Source organism: Bradyrhizobium sp. JYMT SZCCT0180 (genome assembly GCF_018130165.1).
In the GTDB taxonomy this organism is placed as follows: Bacteria; Pseudomonadota; Alphaproteobacteria; order Rhizobiales; family Xanthobacteraceae; genus Bradyrhizobium.
This window is the reverse complement of record NZ_JAFCLZ010000023.1, coordinates 1-17,522: the sequence shown is the minus strand read 5'-3', so window position 1 is coordinate 17,522 and position 17,522 is coordinate 1. Positions and strand designations below refer to the sequence as shown.

Here is a 17,522-nt window from a genome sequence, read left to right as displayed (position 1 = left end):
TAACTGCGTCGTTTAGCGCCATGTCTTCTTCTTTTTCCAGCGTCGCTCACCGCGCGCGCCCTCTTCCTTGGCGCCGAGATAGAATTCCTGGATGTCCTTTGAATGCATCAGCCGCTCGCAGCTGTCGTTCATGACGACCCGGCCGATTTCCAGCACATAGCCATAGTGCGCCGTCTCCAGCGCCACCTTGGCGTTCTGCTCGACCAGCAGGATCGACATGCCCTGCTCTTCGTTGACGCGCTTGATGATGGTGAAAATCTCCTTCACCAGGATCGGCGACAGCCCGAGCGAGGGTTCGTCCAGCAGCAACAGCGTCGGCCGGTTCATCAACGCGCGCCCGATAGCCAGCATCTGCTGCTCGCCGCCGGAGAGCTGTCCGGCCGGCTGGTTGATGCGCTCCTTCAGCCGCGGGAAATAGCCGTAGACCCGTTCGAGATCCTCGGCGACACCGTCGCGATCCTTGCGCGGATAGGCGCCCATCATCAGGTTCTCGCGCACGGAGAGGAACGGGAACACTTCGCGCCCTTCCGGCACGTGGCTTAGGCCCAGCCGCACGATCTTGTCGGCTTCCACGCGCTGGATCGATTTGCCCAGAAATTCGATCGAGCCCTTCTGCGGATCGAGGATGCCGGAAATGGTTTTCAGAACGGTGGTCTTGCCGGCGCCGTTGGCGCCGAGCAGTGTGACGATCTTGCCACGCGGCACTTCGAGGCTGATGCCCCTGATCGCCTGAATCGGTCCGTAATAGCTCTCGATATTGCTGAGCTTCAGGATGATGTCGGGAGCGCTCATGGCATCATCCTCATGCGCCGAGATAGGCCGCGACGACGTCGGGATGGCGCTGCACTTCCGAAGGCGACCCCATCGCGATCACCTTGCCGTAGTTCAGTGCGATCACCCGGTCCGACACCCGGTTCACCAGCGACATGTCGTGCTCGACCATCAGCACGGTGATGCCGAGGTCGGTCTTCAGGTCGCGGATCCAGAACGACATGTCGCCGGTCTCCTCGACGTTCAGCCCGGAGGATGGCTCGTCGAGCAAGATCAGCTTCGGCTCCGAGCACAGCGCGCGCGCGAGCTCGATCACCTTGCGGACGCCGTAGGGCAGCCCCGAGATGAGCTTGTCGCGATAGACTTCGAGGTCGAGGAACTCGATCACCTGCTCGACACGGCGGCGATGCGCCTTTTCGTGGGCGCGCACGGTCGGCAGGAACAGTAGTTCCTGCCACAGCTGCGTGGTGGAGTGGCGATGCCGGCCGACCAGGAGATTGCTCAGCATCGTCGCATTCTCGAACAATTCGATGTTCTGGAAGGTGCGGGCAATCCCGAGGCCGGCAATTTCGTAAGCCGGCTGCTGGGTGATGTCCTGATCCTCGAAGTAGATCTTGCCCGAGGTCGGCGGGTAAATGCGCGAGATCAGATTGAAGATCGAGCTCTTGCCGGCGCCGTTGGGGCCGATGATCGAAAGGATCTCGCCCTTCTCCACAGCGAAGCTGACGGCGTCGACCGCCTTGAGGCCGCCGAAGTGCAAGGACAGGTCTTCGGCCCGGAAATAGGTCATCGGTTCCGCTCCGACTTCACATAGATTTTCTGCCGCTTGAAGGTGGCGCGCTTGTAGAGCGGGAACAGCTGGAAGAAGAGCTTTATCTTCAGCCAGCGTCCGTAGAGGCCAAGCGGCTCGAACAGCACGAACAGCACGATGATCAGGCCGTAGATCGCGCCCTTGAGGCCGTTCGCGGAAGCGATGGCGGCGGCCTTGTCCTGAATTTGAGATGCACTCTCCTTGCCCGCGCCAAACGTCGACGCGACGCCCGCGATCATGCCGGGCAAGTCGTCCTTCAGATAGGTCAGGAGCGGATCGATCATGACCAGGAAGATCGCGCCCAGCACTGCGCCGTGCAGACTGAACGAGCCGCCGATCAGGATCACGATGATGAACTCGATCGAGAGCAGCAGCGTGAACATTTCCGGGCTGATGAACGACAGTTTGTGCGCGAACAGGCAGCCTGCGAACCCGGTGATCGCGGCGCTGATCGCAAACGACTTCACCTTGTAGAGCGAGACGTTGATGCCCATGCTGCGCGCCGCCGTCTCGCTGTCGCGGATCGCGACGAAGGCCCGGCCGGTCGGCGAACGCAGGAGGTTCAGGGTGCCGACGATGGTCAGGATCAGGAAACCCAGACACAGGAAATAGAAGGTCGGGCTATCGCGCGATATCGCCATGCCGAACACCTGCATGGTCTTGACGCGCATGCCCTCATTGCCATGGGTCACGCTTTCCCAGCGCGCCAGGATTTCCTCGACGATGAAGGCAAAGGAAATCGTCGCAATGACGAGATAGATGCCCTGCAGCCGCAGCGCCGGGAATCCGACCAGCGCGCCGACTACGCCGGTCAGCAGGCCTGCGGCCAGGAAATACACCGGAAACGGGACATTGTATTGCTGCAGGAAGGCCGCCGTATAGGCGCCGATGGCGAGAAAGGCGGCGTGGCCCAGCGACGCCTGCCCGGTAAAGCCGGTCAGGATCATCAGCCCGACGCCGACGGTGGCGTAGATGCAGACGAACACCAGCTGGCTCATGATATAGCTGGAGAGCACAAACGGCGCGACCGCCAGCAGTGCCAGCAGCACGCCGTAGGTGACCAGATAGCCGCTGTGCGGCATCAGCCGGATGTCGTCTTCGTAGTCGGTCTTGAAGAGAAAACGCATCTGCCCCTAAACCTTCTTGCGCGTGTGCACGCCGAACAGGCCTTCGGGCTTGAGCAGCAACACCACGAGGAGAACGAGGTAAGGCGCAACGTCTTTCCAGCCTTGCGGCAGATAGAAGCCGGCCATGCTCTCAATCACGCCGATCAGGACGCCACCGACCACCGCACCTGGAATCGATCCGAAGCCGCCAAGCACCGCGGCGGGAAACGCCTTCAATCCCAGCACCAGCCCAACGTTGGAATGAATGAAGGTGATCGGCGCCAGCAACACGCCGGCAGCTGTTGCGACCGCGGCGCTGATCGCCCAGACGATCGACACCACCCGCTTGACCGGGATGCCCATGTAGTAGGCAGCCAGCATGTTCTCGGAACTGGCGCGCATCGCGGTGCCGAGCGTGGTGCGGTTGAAGAACAGATAGAGCAATCCGCAAAGGATGACGGTCGCGGCGATCACCGAGAGCTTGTCGTGGGCCAGCACCAGCGAGCCGATCCGCAACACGCCCTGGCTGAACGGGGTGTCGATCTTGAGATCGTCGGTGCCCCAGATCATGCCGGCGATCGAGCGCAGGAAATATCCGAGCCCGATGGTTGCCATGATGATGGAAAACTGGGGATAGCCGAGGATCGGACGCACTACCACGCGTTCGGCCAGCATGCCAAACAGCGCCATGCAGATGACGGCGCCGGCGAATCCGAGCCAGTAATTGAGGCCGAGCATACCGATGAAAGTGAAGGCGAAGAAACCGCCCAGCATCATCAAATCGCCCTGGGCGAAATTGACGACCTCGGTGGCCTTGTACACCAGCACGAAGCCGAGCGCGATCAGGCCGTAAACGCAGCCAAGTGCGATGCCACTCACCAGTTGCTGAACGAAGTCCAGCATTGATTCCCCTCCCCCGGATGCCCCGCGATTCTACGGATCGCCTTAACGCATCCTGTCTTCGCGCTCTTGTGTCGAAGCGCTGAAGCCACATATGTCCGTCCCCATTGAGACCAAAGCGCCGACGACTGTCAACAGAGCGCTGGTTGCGGCCCGCGTTAACAATTGCGCAGAAATGCCGCAGGGCGGAAGTTGGCTTCGAAGTGGCCTTGGAAGTTGCCTTGGAAGTTGCCTTGGAAGCGTTCATATCGGCGCGATTTGGGGTCTTCGATTCACCGCACCGAAAGTTCTTGGGTCCATGGTTCGCGGCGACACATGAAACCCGGACCGTCCCGACCTCATGAACCCCGATGTATCAGCGCTGCAGGTGCGAGGGTTAACGAAGCGTTTTGACCGCCCTGCGGTCGATGCGCTCGATCTCACCGTCCACCGCGGCGAATTCTACGCCCTGCTCGGCCCCAACGGTGCCGGCAAGACCACGACGTTGCGCATGGTGGCCGGGCTGCTGCGACCCGACGCCGGCGCTGTCTCGATATTAGGCATCGATGCGCTCGCCGATCCCGTCGCCGCCAAGCAGATCATGGCGTGGGTGTCAGACGAGCCGATGATTTATGACAAGCTGACGCCACTGGAATATCTCGAATTCGTTGCCGGCCTCTGGGGCGTCGATGCTTCGATTGCCGAATCCTCCGCGCAGGATCTGCTGGTGTCGCTCGGGCTTCAGCCGCATCTGCACGAACGCTGCGAAGGATTTTCGAAAGGCATGCGCCAGAAGGTGGCGTTGGCCGGTGCGCTGGTCCATGACCCCCGCCTGATCATCCTCGATGAACCGCTCACCGGCCTCGACGCGCTGTCTGCGCGTCACGTCAAGGGATTGCTGCAGGCACGCGTCCGCGCCGGCTGCACCGTGATCATGACGACGCATATTCTCGAAGTCGCCGAACGGATGGCCGACCGGATCGGCGTCATCGCCGCGGGCCGGCTGGTGGCCGAAGGCACGCTCACCGAATTGCGCCAGCAGAACGGGCGCAACGATACCAGCCTCGAAGACATGTTCATTGCACTCGTCGACACCGACGCAGCCGCATGAGTTCGGCCACTGATCTCACCTGGTTTGCCCGGCACGAAATCCGGCTGGCATGGCGCGAATGGCTCGCCATGATGACGGGCGCGCGGCGAAAACGAACGCGCGCCGTGATCGGGCTGCTCGTGCTCGCCGCCTTCCTGCATCTGCCGGCCTATGCGGTGATCGGCCGCTTTGCCGATCTGCAAGCCCCGCTCGACAAGCCGACGCTGATCGTCATGTCGGCAACGATCTTCCTGGCCTGGGCCCTGATGCTGTCGCAGGCGATCGAATCGGTGACGCGCGTGTTCTATGCGCGCGCCGACCTCGATCTGATCATGTCCTCGCCGGTCAGGCTGACCAACATCTTCTCGGTGCGGATCGCGGCAATCGCACTCTCGGTCACGGCCATGGCGCTGCTGTTGTCGAGCCCTTTCGTCGACGTTCTCGTGATCGGCGGCGGCATCAGGTGGTTTTCCGCGTTTGGCGTCGTCATCGCCATTGGCCTGTCGGCCGCGGCGGTTGCGATCGCAATCACGGTATTATTGTTTCGCTTGATCGGCCCGAGCCGGACGCGGCTCGCTGCGCAAATTCTCGCCGCCGTCATCGGCGCGGGTTTTGTCATCGCGCTCCAGGTTGCCGCGATCCTCTCCTACGGCACGCTGTCGCGGTTCACCGTGCTGACGTCGGACGCCGCCGCGGCCTACGCCCCCGATTTCGACAGTCCGCTGTGGTGGCCGGCGCGCGCCGCGATCGGGGACGGCGAAATGCTCTCGCTTCTGCTGGCCGGCAGCCTCGTGCTGCTCGGCGGCGTGATGGCGGTCTTCTCGCCGAAATTTGCCGGCACCGTCGTCAGCGCTTCGGCAACGGCAACGACGATCCGTCGCGGGTCGCGCTCGACCTCGTTTCGCCGCGGTTCGCGGCAGGCCGCGCTGCGCTGGAAGGAGTTCATGCTGCTGCGGCGCGACCCCTGGCTGGTGTCGCAGAGCCTGATGCAATTACTTTATCTGGTGCCGCCGGCGCTGATGCTGTGGCGCAGCTTCTCCGATAGTTCGGCCGCGACCGTGCTGGTCACGCCCGTGATCGTGATGGCGGCCGGACAACTCGCCGGCGGTCTCGCCTGGCTGACGATTTCAGGCGAGGACGCGGCAGATCTGGTCGCGACCGCCCCGATGCCGCCCGGCAGCGTGATCAGGGCCAAGGTCGAGGTGGTGATGATCGCGATCGGCGTCATCTTCGCTCCCTTGGTGGCCGCACTGGCCTTGGCCTCGCCCGTGCAGGCAGCGGTCACTGCCATCTTCGTCGTCATCGCCACCGTGTCGGCGGCCGCGATCCAGCTCTGGTTTCGCGTCCAGGCCAAACGCAGCCAGTTTCGCCGCCGCCAGACCTCGTCACGCATCGCGACGTTTGCCGAAGCGTTCTGCTCGATCGGATGGGCGGCGACCGCGATCCTCGCCGTCACAATCCCGATCGCGGCCGTCATCAGCGGCGCCATGACCGCGCTGATGCTGGCCGGGACGTGGAAGATCAGCCCGCGAAGGGATTGATGCGGAAGCGCCCGGCATTCAGCCGTGAACCTCGGCAGACCGAACCCCGACAAAGCGATATCCTATTGAAGTTGAAGGCAGATTTCCGGCAAACCTGACTGGCTGGAAGGCCGCGCCCACCGTCATCGATTCGCTTGGCTGGCTGGGCTATCTTGCCGAAGCACTACCGCGGCGCCATGTGGCGGGAATGAGCACAGGAGAGGAAGCGCGATGAGCGAAGCCATCAATGTCCCGGCGGTCATGGTGGACGCATCCGCGGTCGCGCGGATCAAGTCGGAGATCGACATCTCCGACCGGTCGCGCATCGTTACCTTCGGCGATCGCGCGCAGCGATCGGTCGTTGAGTTCGCGGACCGCATCCTCGCCCAAACCCAGAACCGGGAGCTCGGGACAACGGGCAAATTGTTGTCGGACATCCTGGGCAAGGCGCGTGGGCTCGATCCGGCGACGCTCAAGGACAGCGGCTTTTTCACGCGCCTGTTCTCCTCGATGGAATCGCGCTTACGGCGGTTCTCCGAACAATTCGGCGACGTCGCCTCCCAGATCGACCGCGTCTGCGTCGAACTCGACCGCAACAAGGAAACCCTGCGGCGCGATATCGCCGTGATGGACGAACTGCACGAACAAACCAAGGCATCGCTCGGCGACCTCGATTCGCATATCGCCGCCGGCAAGGCCTTTGCCGAGGACTTTCGTCGTGGCCGGCTGGTCGAACTGGAGCAGGCCGTGAAGGCAGCCGGCGAAGGCAGCGACGCCTTGCTGGCGGCGCAAACCTATCAGGATGCCGCCCAGGCGCTCGACCGGCTCGAGAAGCGCGTCTTCTATCTGCAGCAGGCGCGCCAGATCGGCATTCAACAGCTGCCGCAGATCCGTATCGCGCAGTCCGGCGACGAGACCCTGATCGAGAACCTGCAGGCGACCACCGAACTCGCGATCCCGGTCTGGAAGCAGAAGATGATCCTGCTGCTCGGCCTCACCCGCCAGAGATCCGCGCTGGACTTGCAGACGACCGTCACCGACGCCACCAACGAGATGATGAAACAGGCCTCGGAGATGATGAAGACCCAGGCGATCGAGATCGAAAAGCAATCACAGCGCGGCATCATCGATATCGCGACGCTGGAGAAAACCAATAGCGATCTGGTCGACACGATTTCGGGCGTCCTCAACGTCCAGGCGGAAGGCCGCAAGAAACGCGCCGAGATCGAGCAGCGGATGGCGCAGTTGACCGACGAGTTGAAGTCAGCGATGTCCAAGTCGACGACATGAAGTCCGCGATGCGACGTTGCCTTGCCGGCCTGCGGTTCGCGCTGGCGCTCGGCATTTCGCGCGGTGCGAGGCCATAACGGAATGCTATCAGGCTTTTCAGCCATGAACTGGATCGCGGGCGGCGCCACGGCGGCCGTCCTGCTGCCGGTGCTGGCGATCGGCGCGGGCATGCCGTTCTGGGTCGCCTGCATCGTCAGCCTTGCGGCGGGCGGCGGGCTGGTGACGGCATTTTCGCCGCGCAAACCGTTCGAGAGGCTGGATGCCAGCGGGGCCGCGCGGGGCAGAATCGAATTCGCGCGGGAACTGCTGACCGACGCCGAGCCGCTGGCGGCGCGGCTGGAGGCTGCGGTGAGTTCGATCGGCACGCCCAAGGTCGCCGACCGCGTGCGCCATCTGGCGCGGGTTTCCCGCGAGATCTTCGCGGGTGTCGAAGATGACCCGCTGCGCGTCGACCTGGTGCGGCGCTTCCTCACCTATTATTTGCCGCGGGCAGCCGAACTCGCCGAGGCCTACGCGCTGCTTGAAAAGGGCGGCCGCGACATGGCGCGTATCACCGCGACCGCTGAACTGATCGACCGGCTCGATGTCGCGTTCACCCATTACGCGAGGAATTTGCAGAGTGCCGACCTCGGCAATCTGGACATTGAGCTCAAACTGCTGAAGAGCTCACTCGACGAGGACCTCGGGCCACCGCCGCAACTCGGCGCTCCCTCGGATCCAGGGAAAGGGAGAGCCTGATGGCTAGATTGGATCGGTTGGCGACGGCGTAGCCAGCTACTGCTTCTCAACTTCGCTCGTTCGATCACGTCGCTGCTGTGGCCTACGCCCTGATCAATTCCAGCACCGCCGCTGCAAACGCCTCGGGCGCTTCCTGCGGCAGATTATGTCCGGCGCGCGGCACCACCCGATGAACCCGTCGGCCGGCGAATTTCGGCGCGCTCTTGCTGCCGTCGGTGGCCGGGCTCACGCCATCGCCGTCACCGTCCAGCGTGATCGTCGGCACGGTAATGACGGGCTGCGCCGCCAACCGGCGCTGTATATCCGCATATTGCGGATCGCTCTCGGCCAGGCCGTAGCGATGGCGATAGCTGTGGATGACCACGTCGACATAATCAGGATTGTCGTGCGCGACCGCGGTCCGCTCGAAGCAGGCGTCGTCGAACTGCCAGTTCGGCGACCATTGCTGCCACAATAGTTTGGCGATGCCGCGCCGGTCGGCTGCGAGGCCTGCGCGGCCGCGTTCGATGTTGAAATAATACTGGTACCAGAGCGCCGCCTCGCGGTCCGGCCGCGCCGGCACCATCGCCTTGGCGATATCCTGGATGTTGTAGCCATTAACCGACACCAGGCCGATGCAGCGCTCCGGCCATAGTGCCGCGCCGATACAGGCGGCGCGGCCGCCCCAATCATAGCCCGCGAACACCGCGCGCTTGATGTCGAGCGCATCCATCAGCGCCATCAAGTCCGCGCCCAATGCCGCCTGCTCGCCCGAACGCCGCGTCACCTTGTCGCGAAACCGGGTTGGCCCGTAGCCGCGCAGATAGGGAACGATGACGCGGCATCCCTCGGCGGCAAGCTGTGGCGCCACGTCCACATAGGCGTGAATGTCGTACGGAAAGCCGTGCATCAGCATGACGACCGGTCCATCCGCCGGCCCTGCCTCGTAATAGGCGATCGTGAGCACGCCGGCATCGATGCTGCGCAGCGGTTCCAGCCGCTTCGACGACGGCACGCGTTGGGTATCGGTCAAGGCGTCACCCCGTTGTGGCATCCGGCCATACGGTATCGCCTAACGCCGGTGAAGCAAATGCGGCACAGGAGCTGTGCGCGATTGACATCATGACGGGCGCAAAATTCGGCGATACAGTATGCCAGCGGCCGTCGCCGCATACGGGTCATGTCATGCTGCGATCGCTCGTGCTTGCCACTGCCTTTCTCGGTTCGCTGATCATTCCGGCAACCGCGCAGTCGCCACTGCGCAGCGAATGCCTGGCGATGGCCAACGCCCCGCCGCGGGCTGTGCCGGTCAGCCTCCGCCGCACCGCGGCCAAGGTGGAGGAGGTCGCGATCACCTATGTCGGGCATTCCACCTATTACATCGACACGCCCGGCGGGGTGCGGATCGGCACCGATTTCAACGGCTACTACCAGACGGGGCGGCTGCCCGACGTCGTCACCATGAACCGCGCGCATTCGACGCATTTCACGCTGTTTCCCGATCCCAAGATCAAGCATGTGCTGCACGGCTGGGGCGACAAGGGGCAGCCTGCGTTGGTCGGCCTGCGCGTCGATGACGTCTATATCCGCAACGTGACCACCGACATCCGCCGCTACTACGGCGATGGTGCCGGCGGCGAGATGATCCGGGACGGCAACTCGATCTTCATCTTCGAGGTCGCCGGTCTCTGCATCGGCCATCTCGGGCATCTGCATCACAAGCTTGACGACAGCCATTTCGCCGCGATCGGCCGCCTCGACATCGTGATGGTTCCGATCGACGGCACCTTTACGATGTCGCTCGACGGCGTCTCCGAAATCACCAAGCGCCTGCGCGCCTCCGTGGTGCTGCCGATGCACCGCTTCGCCACCCCGCTCGACGAATTCATGCGCCTGATCGGCAAGCAATTCGAGATCGACCAGCGCACCCAGCGCACCCTGAAGATTTCGCGGGAAACGCTGCCTACCACGCCCACGGTGATCATTCTCGACGGGGTGTGAGGCGGCACGACAACGATAACAAGAATCAGGGAGTGACCATCGATGGCCGTCAGCACTGCACCCGCCTCGAAGAGCGGGCTCTATGCCGATCCGCGCGAAGACTGGTTGGCGCAACATACCGAGGAGATCATCGACCCCGACCGCCCGATCGTCGACCCGCACCATCATCTCTGGGACCGCGGCGGGCTGCGCTACTTGATCGAGGAGATGGCGGCCGATATCGCCTCCGGCCACAACATCATCGCTACCGTCTATGTCGATTGCCGCTCGATGTACCGCGCGAGTGGGCCCGAGGCGTTCCGGCCGGTCGGCGAAGTCGAATTCGCTAACGGCGTCGCCGCGATGGCTGCGAGCGGCGGTTACGGCAAGGCTGCGATCTGCGCCGGCATCGTGAGCCACGTCAATCTGCTGCTCGGCGAGGACGCCAGGCCGGTGCTGGAGGCGGAGATCGTCGCTGGCAATGGCCGCTTCCGCGGCATCCGGCATTCCGCGGCATGGGATGCCGATCCCAATGTCGCCGGGATGTATGCGACGCGGCCAAAGGGTCTGCTGCTCGATCCGACGTTCCGCAAGGGGTTCGCCTGTCTCGCCCCGCTCGACCTCAGTTTCGAAGGCTGGCTGTTTCATCCGCAGATCGGCGAACTCACTGATCTTGCCCGCGCCTTTCCGGAGACGAAGATCGTGCTTGACCATTGCGGCGGCCCGATCGGCATCGGCAGTTATGCGGGCCGGCGCGAGGAGATCTTTCCGGTCTGGAAGGCCTCGATCCAGGAGATCGCCAGATGTCCCAATGTCGTGGTCAAGCTTGGCGGACTCGCGATGGCCCTGCTCGGCTATGACTTCCATCTGCGGCCGAAGCCGCCGACTTCGGAACAGGCCGCCGCCGCGTGGCGCCCTTATATAGAGACGTGCATCGAAGCCTTTGGACCCAGCCGCTGCATGTTCGAGAGCAATTTTCCGCCGGACAAGGGCCAGTGCAGCTACCAGGTGATCTTCAACGCCTTCAAGCGCCTCGCCGCGCAATACAGCGAGGCCGAGAAGACGGCGATGTTTTCCAAGACGGCGACGGACTTTTACAAGTTGAAGCTCGCCTAGCTCACGGCCGGCGTGAGCTCCTGCTCACGCCCATTCGCCCTTGCGGAAGACCGGAACGCTGCTGCCGTCGGCGTGAATGCCGTCGATGTCGGTCTCGGCCGAGCCGATCATCCAGTCGATATGAATGAGGCTCTTGTTGCCGCCTTGCGCGGCGATCTGCTGCGGCGTCAGCTTGTCGCCGCCGACGAAGCATTTCGAGTAGCATTGGCCGAGCGCGATGTGCGAGGCGGCGTTCTCGTCGAACAGCGTGTTGAAGAACAGCAATCCGCTTTTCGAGATCGGCGAGGAATGCGGCACCAAGGCCACTTCGCCGAGGCGCGCCGCGCCCTCGTCGGTATCGAGCACTTTCTTCAGCACTTCCTCGCCGCGCGACGCCTTTGCGTCGACGATGCGGCCTTCCTCGAAGCGAACAGCGATGTTGTCGATCAGGGTGCCCTGATAGGACAGCGGCTTGGAACTGACGACATGCCCGCTGACGCGGCGGCAATGCGGCGTGGTGAAGACTTCCTCGGTCGGAATGTTGGCGTTGCAGGTGATGCCGTTCTTGGCCGTCGAGGCGCCGCCTTCCCATTCATGGCCGTCGGCGAGACCGATCGTGAGATCCGTTCCCGGTCCCGAATATTTCAACGCGTGGAAGCGCTGGCCGTTCAGCCATTGCGTGCGCTCGCGCAGCACCGCGTTGTGCTTCTCCCACGCCGCGACCGCGCCATCCTGATCGACGCGCGAGGCCGCAAAGATCGCGTCCGCCAGCTTGGCCACCGCGACATCCTCGGCAACGTCAGGAAATACCTGCTTCGCCCATGCCGGGCTCGGATAGGCGATGATGTTCCAGTTGATTTCGAAATTGACGATTTTCTCCAGCGCCGGCTGATAGGCCATCGAATTGGCCTTGCTGGCGCGCGCCACCTTGGTCGGATCCTCGCCCGAGAGCAGCATCGGATTGTCGCCGACGATCGCCAGCCGCGCGGTGTTGTTGACGAACGCCTTCGCCATGCCCTCATAGAGCCAGCCGGCGGCGCGATCGAACCCGTCATTGTGGCCATAGCGATAGCGCGACAGCGTGATCTCTTCGTCCGACAGGAACGGCGTCACCAGACCCGCACCGGCCTTGTAGGCATGCTCGGCGATTTTGCGAACCAGTGGCAGCGCCACCGAAGGCGCGGTCAAAAGCAGGTCCTGGCCCGGCTGCAACTGCAGGCCGACCTTCACGGCGACCTCGGCAAGGCGGTCGAGTTTAACGGGGTCGATCGGCGTCGAAAAATTACGTTCGTGTGCGGTCATGACGGGCCCTCAAATCAATCGTTGCTACAGAGATAGGCGAACCGGCCGGTTCCTTCAACGCTTCGACGCCGCCAATACGCGATCGACCATCTCGGGCGCGAGACCGAGGTAATTCTTCGGCGAGGTCAGGCGGTCGATGGTCACGCGGTCGATGCGCGAGGAGACCCGCGGGTCCGCGGACAGCGCATCCGCCAGCGTCATGCCCTTTTCATTGGCGACACGGCAGGCGTCATAGACGACGTCATGCGCCTCCTGCCGGCCGATGTCAGGCGCCAGCCCCATCATGACAGCTTCGGCGACGATCAACCCGCGGCTGATGTCGAGATTTTCTGCCATCTTCCTTTCATCCACGATCAGGCCGCCCAGCGCGAATTTGGCCTGATGCAGCGCGCCGGCGGTGAGGACAAAACTTTCCGGGATCGCCATCCATTCGGCGTGCCACGGCCCGGTGGCGCGCTCGAAATCCTGCACGATCGCGTCCAGCATCAACCCGGCATGCTGGCGCACGCCCTTGGCCGCCGCCAGCATCAGTTCGGATGAAATCGGGTTACGTTTCTGCGGCATGGTCGAGGACGCGCCGCGACCCTTCACGAACGGCTCGTAGAGTTCGCCGAACTCCGTCGAGGCCATGATCATGATGTCGAGCGCGATCTTGCCGAGCGAGCCGGTGACGAGGCCGAAGAAATTGATCACCTCCGCAAGGCCGTCGCGCGCGACATGCCAGGTCGAGACGGGCACGCCGAGACCGAGTTCCTCGCACAGCGCTTTTTGAACCTCAAAGCCCTTATCGCCGAGCGAGGCCAGCGTGCCGGCGGCGCCCGCGAACTGGCCGACAAGGACACGCGGCTTCAATTGCGCGAGGCGTTCGGCATGGCGGTCGAACATCGCCAGATAAATCGCGGTCTTGTAGCCGAACGTCACCGGCAGCGCCTGCTGCAGATGGGTGCGGCCCGCCATCGGCGTATCGCGATAACGCTTGGAGAGTTCGGCGAGGATGCTGCGCAGGGCAGCGATATCAGCCTCGATGATTTCGAGCCCGGCGCGGACCTGCAGGACCACGGCGGTGTCCATGATGTCCTGCGTGGTCGCGCCCCAATGCACGTAACGGCCGGCCTCGCCGCATTGCTTCACCATCTGGTGGACCAGCGGCAGGATCGGATAGCCGACGATGTCGGTCTCGCTGCGCAGCAGGTCGAAATCGAACGCCGAGACATCCGTCCGTTTGGCGATTTCCTCGGCGGCTTCCGCCGGGATCACGCCGCAGCGCGCCTCGGCCTTGGCCAGCGCGATCTCGACTTCGGCGTAGCGCGAGATCAGGCTGAAATCCGAGAACACTTCCCGCATCGCCGGCGTACCGAAGGCGTCGCGGAACAGGATGGAGTCGAGAACGGTGGTCGAGGTCGGAAAGGCGGGCATGTCGTTTCCTGCAGGCAATTCGCTGGAACGACTCATGCCACAATCATTGCCGGTTGGGAAAGCCGATCACCATTTCTCGTGCATGGTCCGGACATCGAGTTCGAACGACCAGGCACGCGGCGGCTGTTTGTGCAGGAACACAAAGCCGTCGACGATGCCCTCGATGCTGATCAGGCGTTCCTCGCGGCTGGCGGCCTCCGGGAAACGTGTCTTGATCTTTTCGCCGCCGATCGCGCCATCGACCACGACATGGCCGACATGAATGCCGTCGCCGGCATATTCCTTGGCCATCGCCTGCGCCAGCGTGCGCAATCCCGCCTTCGACGAATTGAAGGCGCCGTAGCCCGAGCGGCCGCGCAGCGAGGCGCTCGCACCGGTGAACAGCAGCGTGCCTTTGCCTTTCGGCACCATGCGGCGAACCGCCTCCCGCCCGAACAGGAAGCCGCCGAAGCACACCACGCGCCAGCTTTGCTCGAAGTAATCGGCCGTCATGTCGATGATCTTGCCCGCGGTGTTATTGCCGGCGTTGTAGATCGCAAGCTCGAGATCGGAACCGGCCTTGTCGAACAACGCGATGGTATCGGCCTCGCTGGTGGCATCGGCGACGACAGCCGTAGCGCGCCCGCCGGCTGCGACGATGTCGGCGACGACGGCGTCGAGCGCCGCCTTGGTGCGGCCGGCGACGAGGACGTTGAGGCCATCAGCGGCAAACCGCTTGCAGAGCTGTGCGCCGAGGCCCTGATCAGGCCCCACACCGATGATTATCGCCGTTCCCATCCATCTCTCCCGCGTTTGAGGTCCATCAACAATTATATGACGACCATCATTAGTTCAATCGACGGAACGGGCGCTTCCTGCTGTTCACGAGGATATGAGCGTCGGACAGTTCTGGTTGAATCGCGCCGGGCGGTTGCCGGCGCCTCCTCAATCGCGGAATTTCTTCTTTTTCTTCTTTCCGAATGCGGGCTTCGCAGCGCCGGCATGTTTCGGCTTGGCGGCATAAGCAGGCTTCTCCCGGAACGGCCGCTTCTTGTCGTAGCGCCTCTCCTTGTCGAAACCAGCGGCCTTCTCGCCGCGCGGCTTGTCGTCATAGGGCTTGCTGTCGCGGGATTTGCCGCCGGGCGGCTTGTTGCTCCAGGGTTTTTCGTCACGAGGCTTTTCGTCTCGGGGTTTTTCGTCGCGAGGCTTGTCTTCGCGAGGCTTGTCCCAAGGCTTGGCTTCCCGCGGCTTGTCCTGCCACGGCTTGCCGTGCGGCCTCGGCGCCCTCTCCTCGCGCTCGCGCGGCGGCGGACGCTTCTCGGCTGCCGGCTCGCCCTGCGGGCCTTCGGGCATCGGCTCGATGCGAATATTGTCTTCCTTGTCGGGACGACGGAGGTTGCCGACAAATTTGTCGGCGGCGCGTGCGGAAATCTCGAACTCGGTCGTCGTGTCCATGACGCGGATGGCGCCGATGTCGGTCTTGTCGATGCCGCCGCGGCGGCAGATCATCGGCAACAGCCAGCGCGCCTCGGCATTCTTGCGGCTGCCGATCGAGGCGCGGAACCAGACACTGTTCTCGCCCATGACGTGGCGCGCCGACGGCTTTTTCGACTTGGATCGTGGTCCGGCGTTGCGGTCGTCACCGCGCGGCGCACGACTATCCCTATCTCTTTCGCGGCCGCGATCCTCGCGTCCCCGGCTGCGATGTTCGCCGGGATCGATGATGTCTTCCGGCGAGGGCAGCCGTGAGCGATAGAGCCGCGCCAGTGCCGCGGCAATATCCTCGGCCGAGCGCTCGGCGAGCAGGGCCTGCGCCAGCATCAGGTCTTCGGGCGTGGTCTCTTCGGCGAACAGCGCATCCTTCAGCATGCGCTCCTGGTCGAGCTTGCGGATTTCATCGGCCTGCGGCGGCGTGCCCCAGATCGCATCGATGCCGGCCAGGTTGAGCAGCACTTCGGCGCGGCGCTTGCGCGCCGGCGGCACCAGCAACACGCTAACCCCCTTGCGGCCGGCACGGCCGGTGCGGCCGGAGCGATGCTGCATGACCTCAGGGTCGTTCGGAATATCGGCGTGGATGACGAGATCGAGATTCGGCAGATCAATGCCGCGGGCGGCGACGTCGGTCGCGACGCAAACGCGGGCGCGTCCGTCGCGCAATGCCTGCAGCGCGTGGGTGCGCTCATTCTGGGTCAATTCGCCGGATAGCGCCACGACCGAGAAGCCGCGCTCCGACAACGTCGCCTGCAGATGCCGCACCGCCTCGCGGGTGTTGCAGAACACCAGCGCGCTCGGCGATTCGAAGAAGCGCAAGGTGTTGACGACCGCATGGTCGACGTCGCCGGGCGCGATCCGGATGGCGCGGTAATCGATGTCGGCATGACCGCCTTCGTCGCCGCCGACCTCGATACGGAAAGCTTCCTGCTGGTATTCCTTGGCCAGGGCGATGATGACGCGCGGCAGGGTCGCCGAGAACAGCAGGGTACGGCGGGTCTCCGGCGTGGTCTCGAGGATGAATTCCATGTCCTCGCGAAAACCGAGATCGAGCATTTCGTCGGCCTCGTCGAGCACGACGGCCTTCAGTTCGGAAATGTCGAGCCGGTTGCGCCTCAAATGATCGCACAGCCGCCCCGGGGTGCCGACCACGATGTGGGCGCCGGCCGCGAGCTCGCGCTGTTCACGGCGCGGATCCATGCCGCCGACGCAGGAAACCACGCGCGCATCGGCGTATTGATAGAGCCAGGCGAGTTCGCGGTGGACCTGCAAGGCAAGTTCTCGCGTCGGCGCGACGATCAGGGCAAGCGGTGCGCCGGCCCGCTCGAACCGCTCGGCTTCGCCGAGCAATTCGGCTGATATGGCGAGGCCATAGGCGACGGTCTTGCCGGAGCCGGTTTGCGCCGACACCAGCAAATCGCGGCCGGCAGCGTCATTGGCCAGCACGGCGGTCTGCACCGGCGTCAGGGAATCGAAATTGCGCTCGGCCAGGGCTCGGGCGAGCGGCGGACTTGTGGTCAGGGATGTCACGAGATCAGAACCTTAATGGGCGCAGCTGCGCCAGAAAGCCGAATAAAGCCTCGAACCATACGATCGAGGCTACCGGCTGGAGGATGCGCGGGTCCGATGACCCGAACGATTTGAATGAGATAGGCACCCTTTAGGCCATTCGCAGCCAAAGCGCCATGGAATGTTGGTGGGGGCTGCATTGCGTCGTTAACGGCGGAGCTATGGTGTTGATATTGCTACATTAAGGCGATGATCGCGCACTGTTGGGAGATCGTCATCCCCGCGAAGGCGGGGATCCAGTACGCCGCAGCCTATCGGTTCTATCATCGGCGTCTCTGGGATACTGGGTCCCCGCCCCCCGTGCGCAATTGCGCACTCGGCGGGGACGACAATTGTGGGTGTGACACACATGTGGGTGTGACACACACCTCGACGATCTCGCGACGCGATGCGCCCGAGCTTTGCTGGAAACTTCCCGCCCCCAAAATGAGAGGGCGCAGGGAATGCCGGATGCGCGCTGCACCCGCGGTCTCATGTGCGATTGTGCATAAGAATGCTGCACATGA

General features: G+C 63.6%; 15 protein-coding genes. 6 read left to right on the top strand and 9 right to left on the bottom strand.

The features are described from left to right. Positions 1-12 precede the first annotated feature (12 nt). The 4 genes from JQ641_RS29130 to JQ641_RS29115 are packed head-to-tail and all read right to left on the bottom strand — an operon-like array spanning position 13 to position 3,591. Complete coding sequence (locus JQ641_RS29130; protein ID WP_211999311.1) at positions 13-792, bottom strand: ABC transporter ATP-binding protein; 780 nt, start codon at positions 790-792, stop codon at positions 13-15. A 10-nt stretch (positions 793-802) separates the two neighbouring features. Further along, complete coding sequence (locus tag JQ641_RS29125) at positions 803-1,561, bottom strand: ABC transporter ATP-binding protein (RefSeq protein ID WP_192737013.1); 759 nt, start codon at positions 1,559-1,561, stop codon at positions 803-805. Continuing rightward, complete coding sequence (locus tag JQ641_RS29120) at positions 1,558-2,709, bottom strand: branched-chain amino acid ABC transporter permease (protein WP_211999310.1); 1,152 nt, start codon at positions 2,707-2,709, stop codon at positions 1,558-1,560. The genes JQ641_RS29125 and JQ641_RS29120 overlap by 4 nt, the downstream gene beginning before the upstream one ends. 6 nt (positions 2,710-2,715) lie before the next feature. Then, positions 2,716-3,591 carry a branched-chain amino acid ABC transporter permease gene (locus JQ641_RS29115; protein WP_211999309.1) on the bottom strand — a complete coding sequence of 292 codons (876 nt, stop codon included), beginning with the start codon at positions 3,589-3,591 and terminating at the stop codon, positions 2,716-2,718. 337 nt (positions 3,592-3,928) lie between these two features. Between JQ641_RS29115 and JQ641_RS29110 the strand changes: the two genes are divergently transcribed. The 4 genes from JQ641_RS29110 (at position 3,929) to JQ641_RS29095 (ending at position 8,205) form a co-directional block, all read left to right on the top strand. Beyond that, positions 3,929-4,678, top strand: coding sequence for an ABC transporter ATP-binding protein (locus JQ641_RS29110; protein WP_211999308.1), 750 nt, complete (start codon positions 3,929-3,931; stop codon positions 4,676-4,678). Next, positions 4,675-6,198 carry a permease gene (locus tag JQ641_RS29105; RefSeq protein WP_211999307.1) on the top strand — a complete coding sequence of 508 codons (1,524 nt, stop codon included), beginning with the start codon at positions 4,675-4,677 and terminating at the stop codon, positions 6,196-6,198. Before JQ641_RS29110 ends, JQ641_RS29105 begins: the two co-directional genes overlap by 4 nt. A gap of 210 nt (positions 6,199-6,408) precedes the next feature. Further along, positions 6,409-7,467 carry a toxic anion resistance protein gene (locus JQ641_RS29100; RefSeq protein ID WP_192737008.1) on the top strand — a complete coding sequence of 353 codons (1,059 nt, stop codon included), beginning with the start codon at positions 6,409-6,411 and terminating at the stop codon, positions 7,465-7,467. Between the two features lie 102 nt (positions 7,468-7,569). Continuing rightward, positions 7,570-8,205, top strand: a complete 636-nt coding sequence (locus tag JQ641_RS29095) for a 5-bromo-4-chloroindolyl phosphate hydrolysis family protein (RefSeq protein ID WP_249150816.1) — start codon at positions 7,570-7,572, stop codon at positions 8,203-8,205. Between the two features lie 82 nt (positions 8,206-8,287). Here the strand turns inward: JQ641_RS29095 and JQ641_RS29090 are convergent, their stop codons facing one another. Continuing rightward, positions 8,288-9,217, bottom strand: a complete 930-nt coding sequence (locus JQ641_RS29090; protein ID WP_249150812.1) for an alpha/beta fold hydrolase — start codon at positions 9,215-9,217, stop codon at positions 8,288-8,290. Between the two features lie 152 nt (positions 9,218-9,369). Between JQ641_RS29090 and JQ641_RS29085 the strand changes: the two genes are divergently transcribed. Both JQ641_RS29085 and JQ641_RS29080 read left to right on the top strand, forming a co-directional pair. Further along, on the top strand, positions 9,370-10,185 hold the full coding sequence (locus JQ641_RS29085; protein ID WP_211999304.1) for an MBL fold metallo-hydrolase: 816 nt from the start codon (positions 9,370-9,372) through the stop codon (positions 10,183-10,185). Between the two features lie 42 nt (positions 10,186-10,227). Further along, on the top strand, positions 10,228-11,280 hold the full coding sequence (locus tag JQ641_RS29080) for an amidohydrolase family protein (protein WP_211999303.1): 1,053 nt from the start codon (positions 10,228-10,230) through the stop codon (positions 11,278-11,280). A 24-nt stretch (positions 11,281-11,304) separates the two neighbouring features. On the opposite strand, the gene JQ641_RS29075 is transcribed toward JQ641_RS29080, so the two are convergent. The 4 genes from JQ641_RS29075 to JQ641_RS29060 form a co-directional block, all read right to left on the bottom strand. Further along, positions 11,305-12,561: an aminopeptidase gene (locus JQ641_RS29075; RefSeq protein WP_211999302.1), complete on the bottom strand. Its 1,257-nt coding sequence runs from the start codon at positions 12,559-12,561 to the stop codon at positions 11,305-11,307. A gap of 54 nt (positions 12,562-12,615) precedes the next feature. Next, on the bottom strand, positions 12,616-13,977 hold the full coding sequence (locus JQ641_RS29070) for a class-II fumarase/aspartase family protein (RefSeq protein ID WP_211999414.1): 1,362 nt from the start codon (positions 13,975-13,977) through the stop codon (positions 12,616-12,618). 66 nt (positions 13,978-14,043) lie between these two features. After that, the gene (locus JQ641_RS29065) at positions 14,044-14,754 is read right to left on the bottom strand and encodes an SDR family NAD(P)-dependent oxidoreductase (protein WP_211999301.1); all 711 of its coding nucleotides are present in this window, start codon (positions 14,752-14,754) and stop codon (positions 14,044-14,046) included. A gap of 147 nt (positions 14,755-14,901) precedes the next feature. Beyond that, a complete protein-coding gene (locus JQ641_RS29060) occupies positions 14,902-16,977 on the bottom strand; it encodes a DEAD/DEAH box helicase (RefSeq protein ID WP_211999300.1) in 2,076 nt (691 codons plus the stop codon). Between the last annotated feature and the right edge of the window lie 545 nt (positions 16,978-17,522).

Coding starts and splice junctions, on each gene's coding strand:
- JQ641_RS29105 (WP_211999307.1), top strand. CDS start 4,675: ATGAGTTCGGCCACTGATCTCACCTGGTTTGCCCGGCACGAAATCCGG.
- JQ641_RS29110 (WP_211999308.1), top strand. CDS start 3,929: ATGAACCCCGATGTATCAGCGCTGCAGGTGCGAGGGTTAACGAAGCGT.
- JQ641_RS29065 (WP_211999301.1), bottom strand. CDS start 14,754: ATGGGAACGGCGATAATCATCGGTGTGGGGCCTGATCAGGGCCTCGGC.
- JQ641_RS29115 (WP_211999309.1), bottom strand. CDS start 3,591: ATGCTGGACTTCGTTCAGCAACTGGTGAGTGGCATCGCACTTGGCTGC.
- JQ641_RS29120 (WP_211999310.1), bottom strand. CDS start 2,709: ATGCGTTTTCTCTTCAAGACCGACTACGAAGACGACATCCGGCTGATG.
- JQ641_RS29080 (WP_211999303.1), top strand. CDS start 10,228: ATGGCCGTCAGCACTGCACCCGCCTCGAAGAGCGGGCTCTATGCCGAT.
- JQ641_RS29095 (WP_249150816.1), top strand. CDS start 7,570: ATGAACTGGATCGCGGGCGGCGCCACGGCGGCCGTCCTGCTGCCGGTG.
- JQ641_RS29070 (WP_211999414.1), bottom strand. CDS start 13,977: ATGCCCGCCTTTCCGACCTCGACCACCGTTCTCGACTCCATCCTGTTC.
- JQ641_RS29085 (WP_211999304.1), top strand. CDS start 9,370: ATGCTGCGATCGCTCGTGCTTGCCACTGCCTTTCTCGGTTCGCTGATC.
- JQ641_RS29130 (WP_211999311.1), bottom strand. CDS start 792: ATGAGCGCTCCCGACATCATCCTGAAGCTCAGCAATATCGAGAGCTAT.
- JQ641_RS29075 (WP_211999302.1), bottom strand. CDS start 12,561: ATGACCGCACACGAACGTAATTTTTCGACGCCGATCGACCCCGTTAAA.
- JQ641_RS29125 (WP_192737013.1), bottom strand. CDS start 1,561: ATGACCTATTTCCGGGCCGAAGACCTGTCCTTGCACTTCGGCGGCCTC.
- JQ641_RS29100 (WP_192737008.1), top strand. CDS start 6,409: ATGAGCGAAGCCATCAATGTCCCGGCGGTCATGGTGGACGCATCCGCG.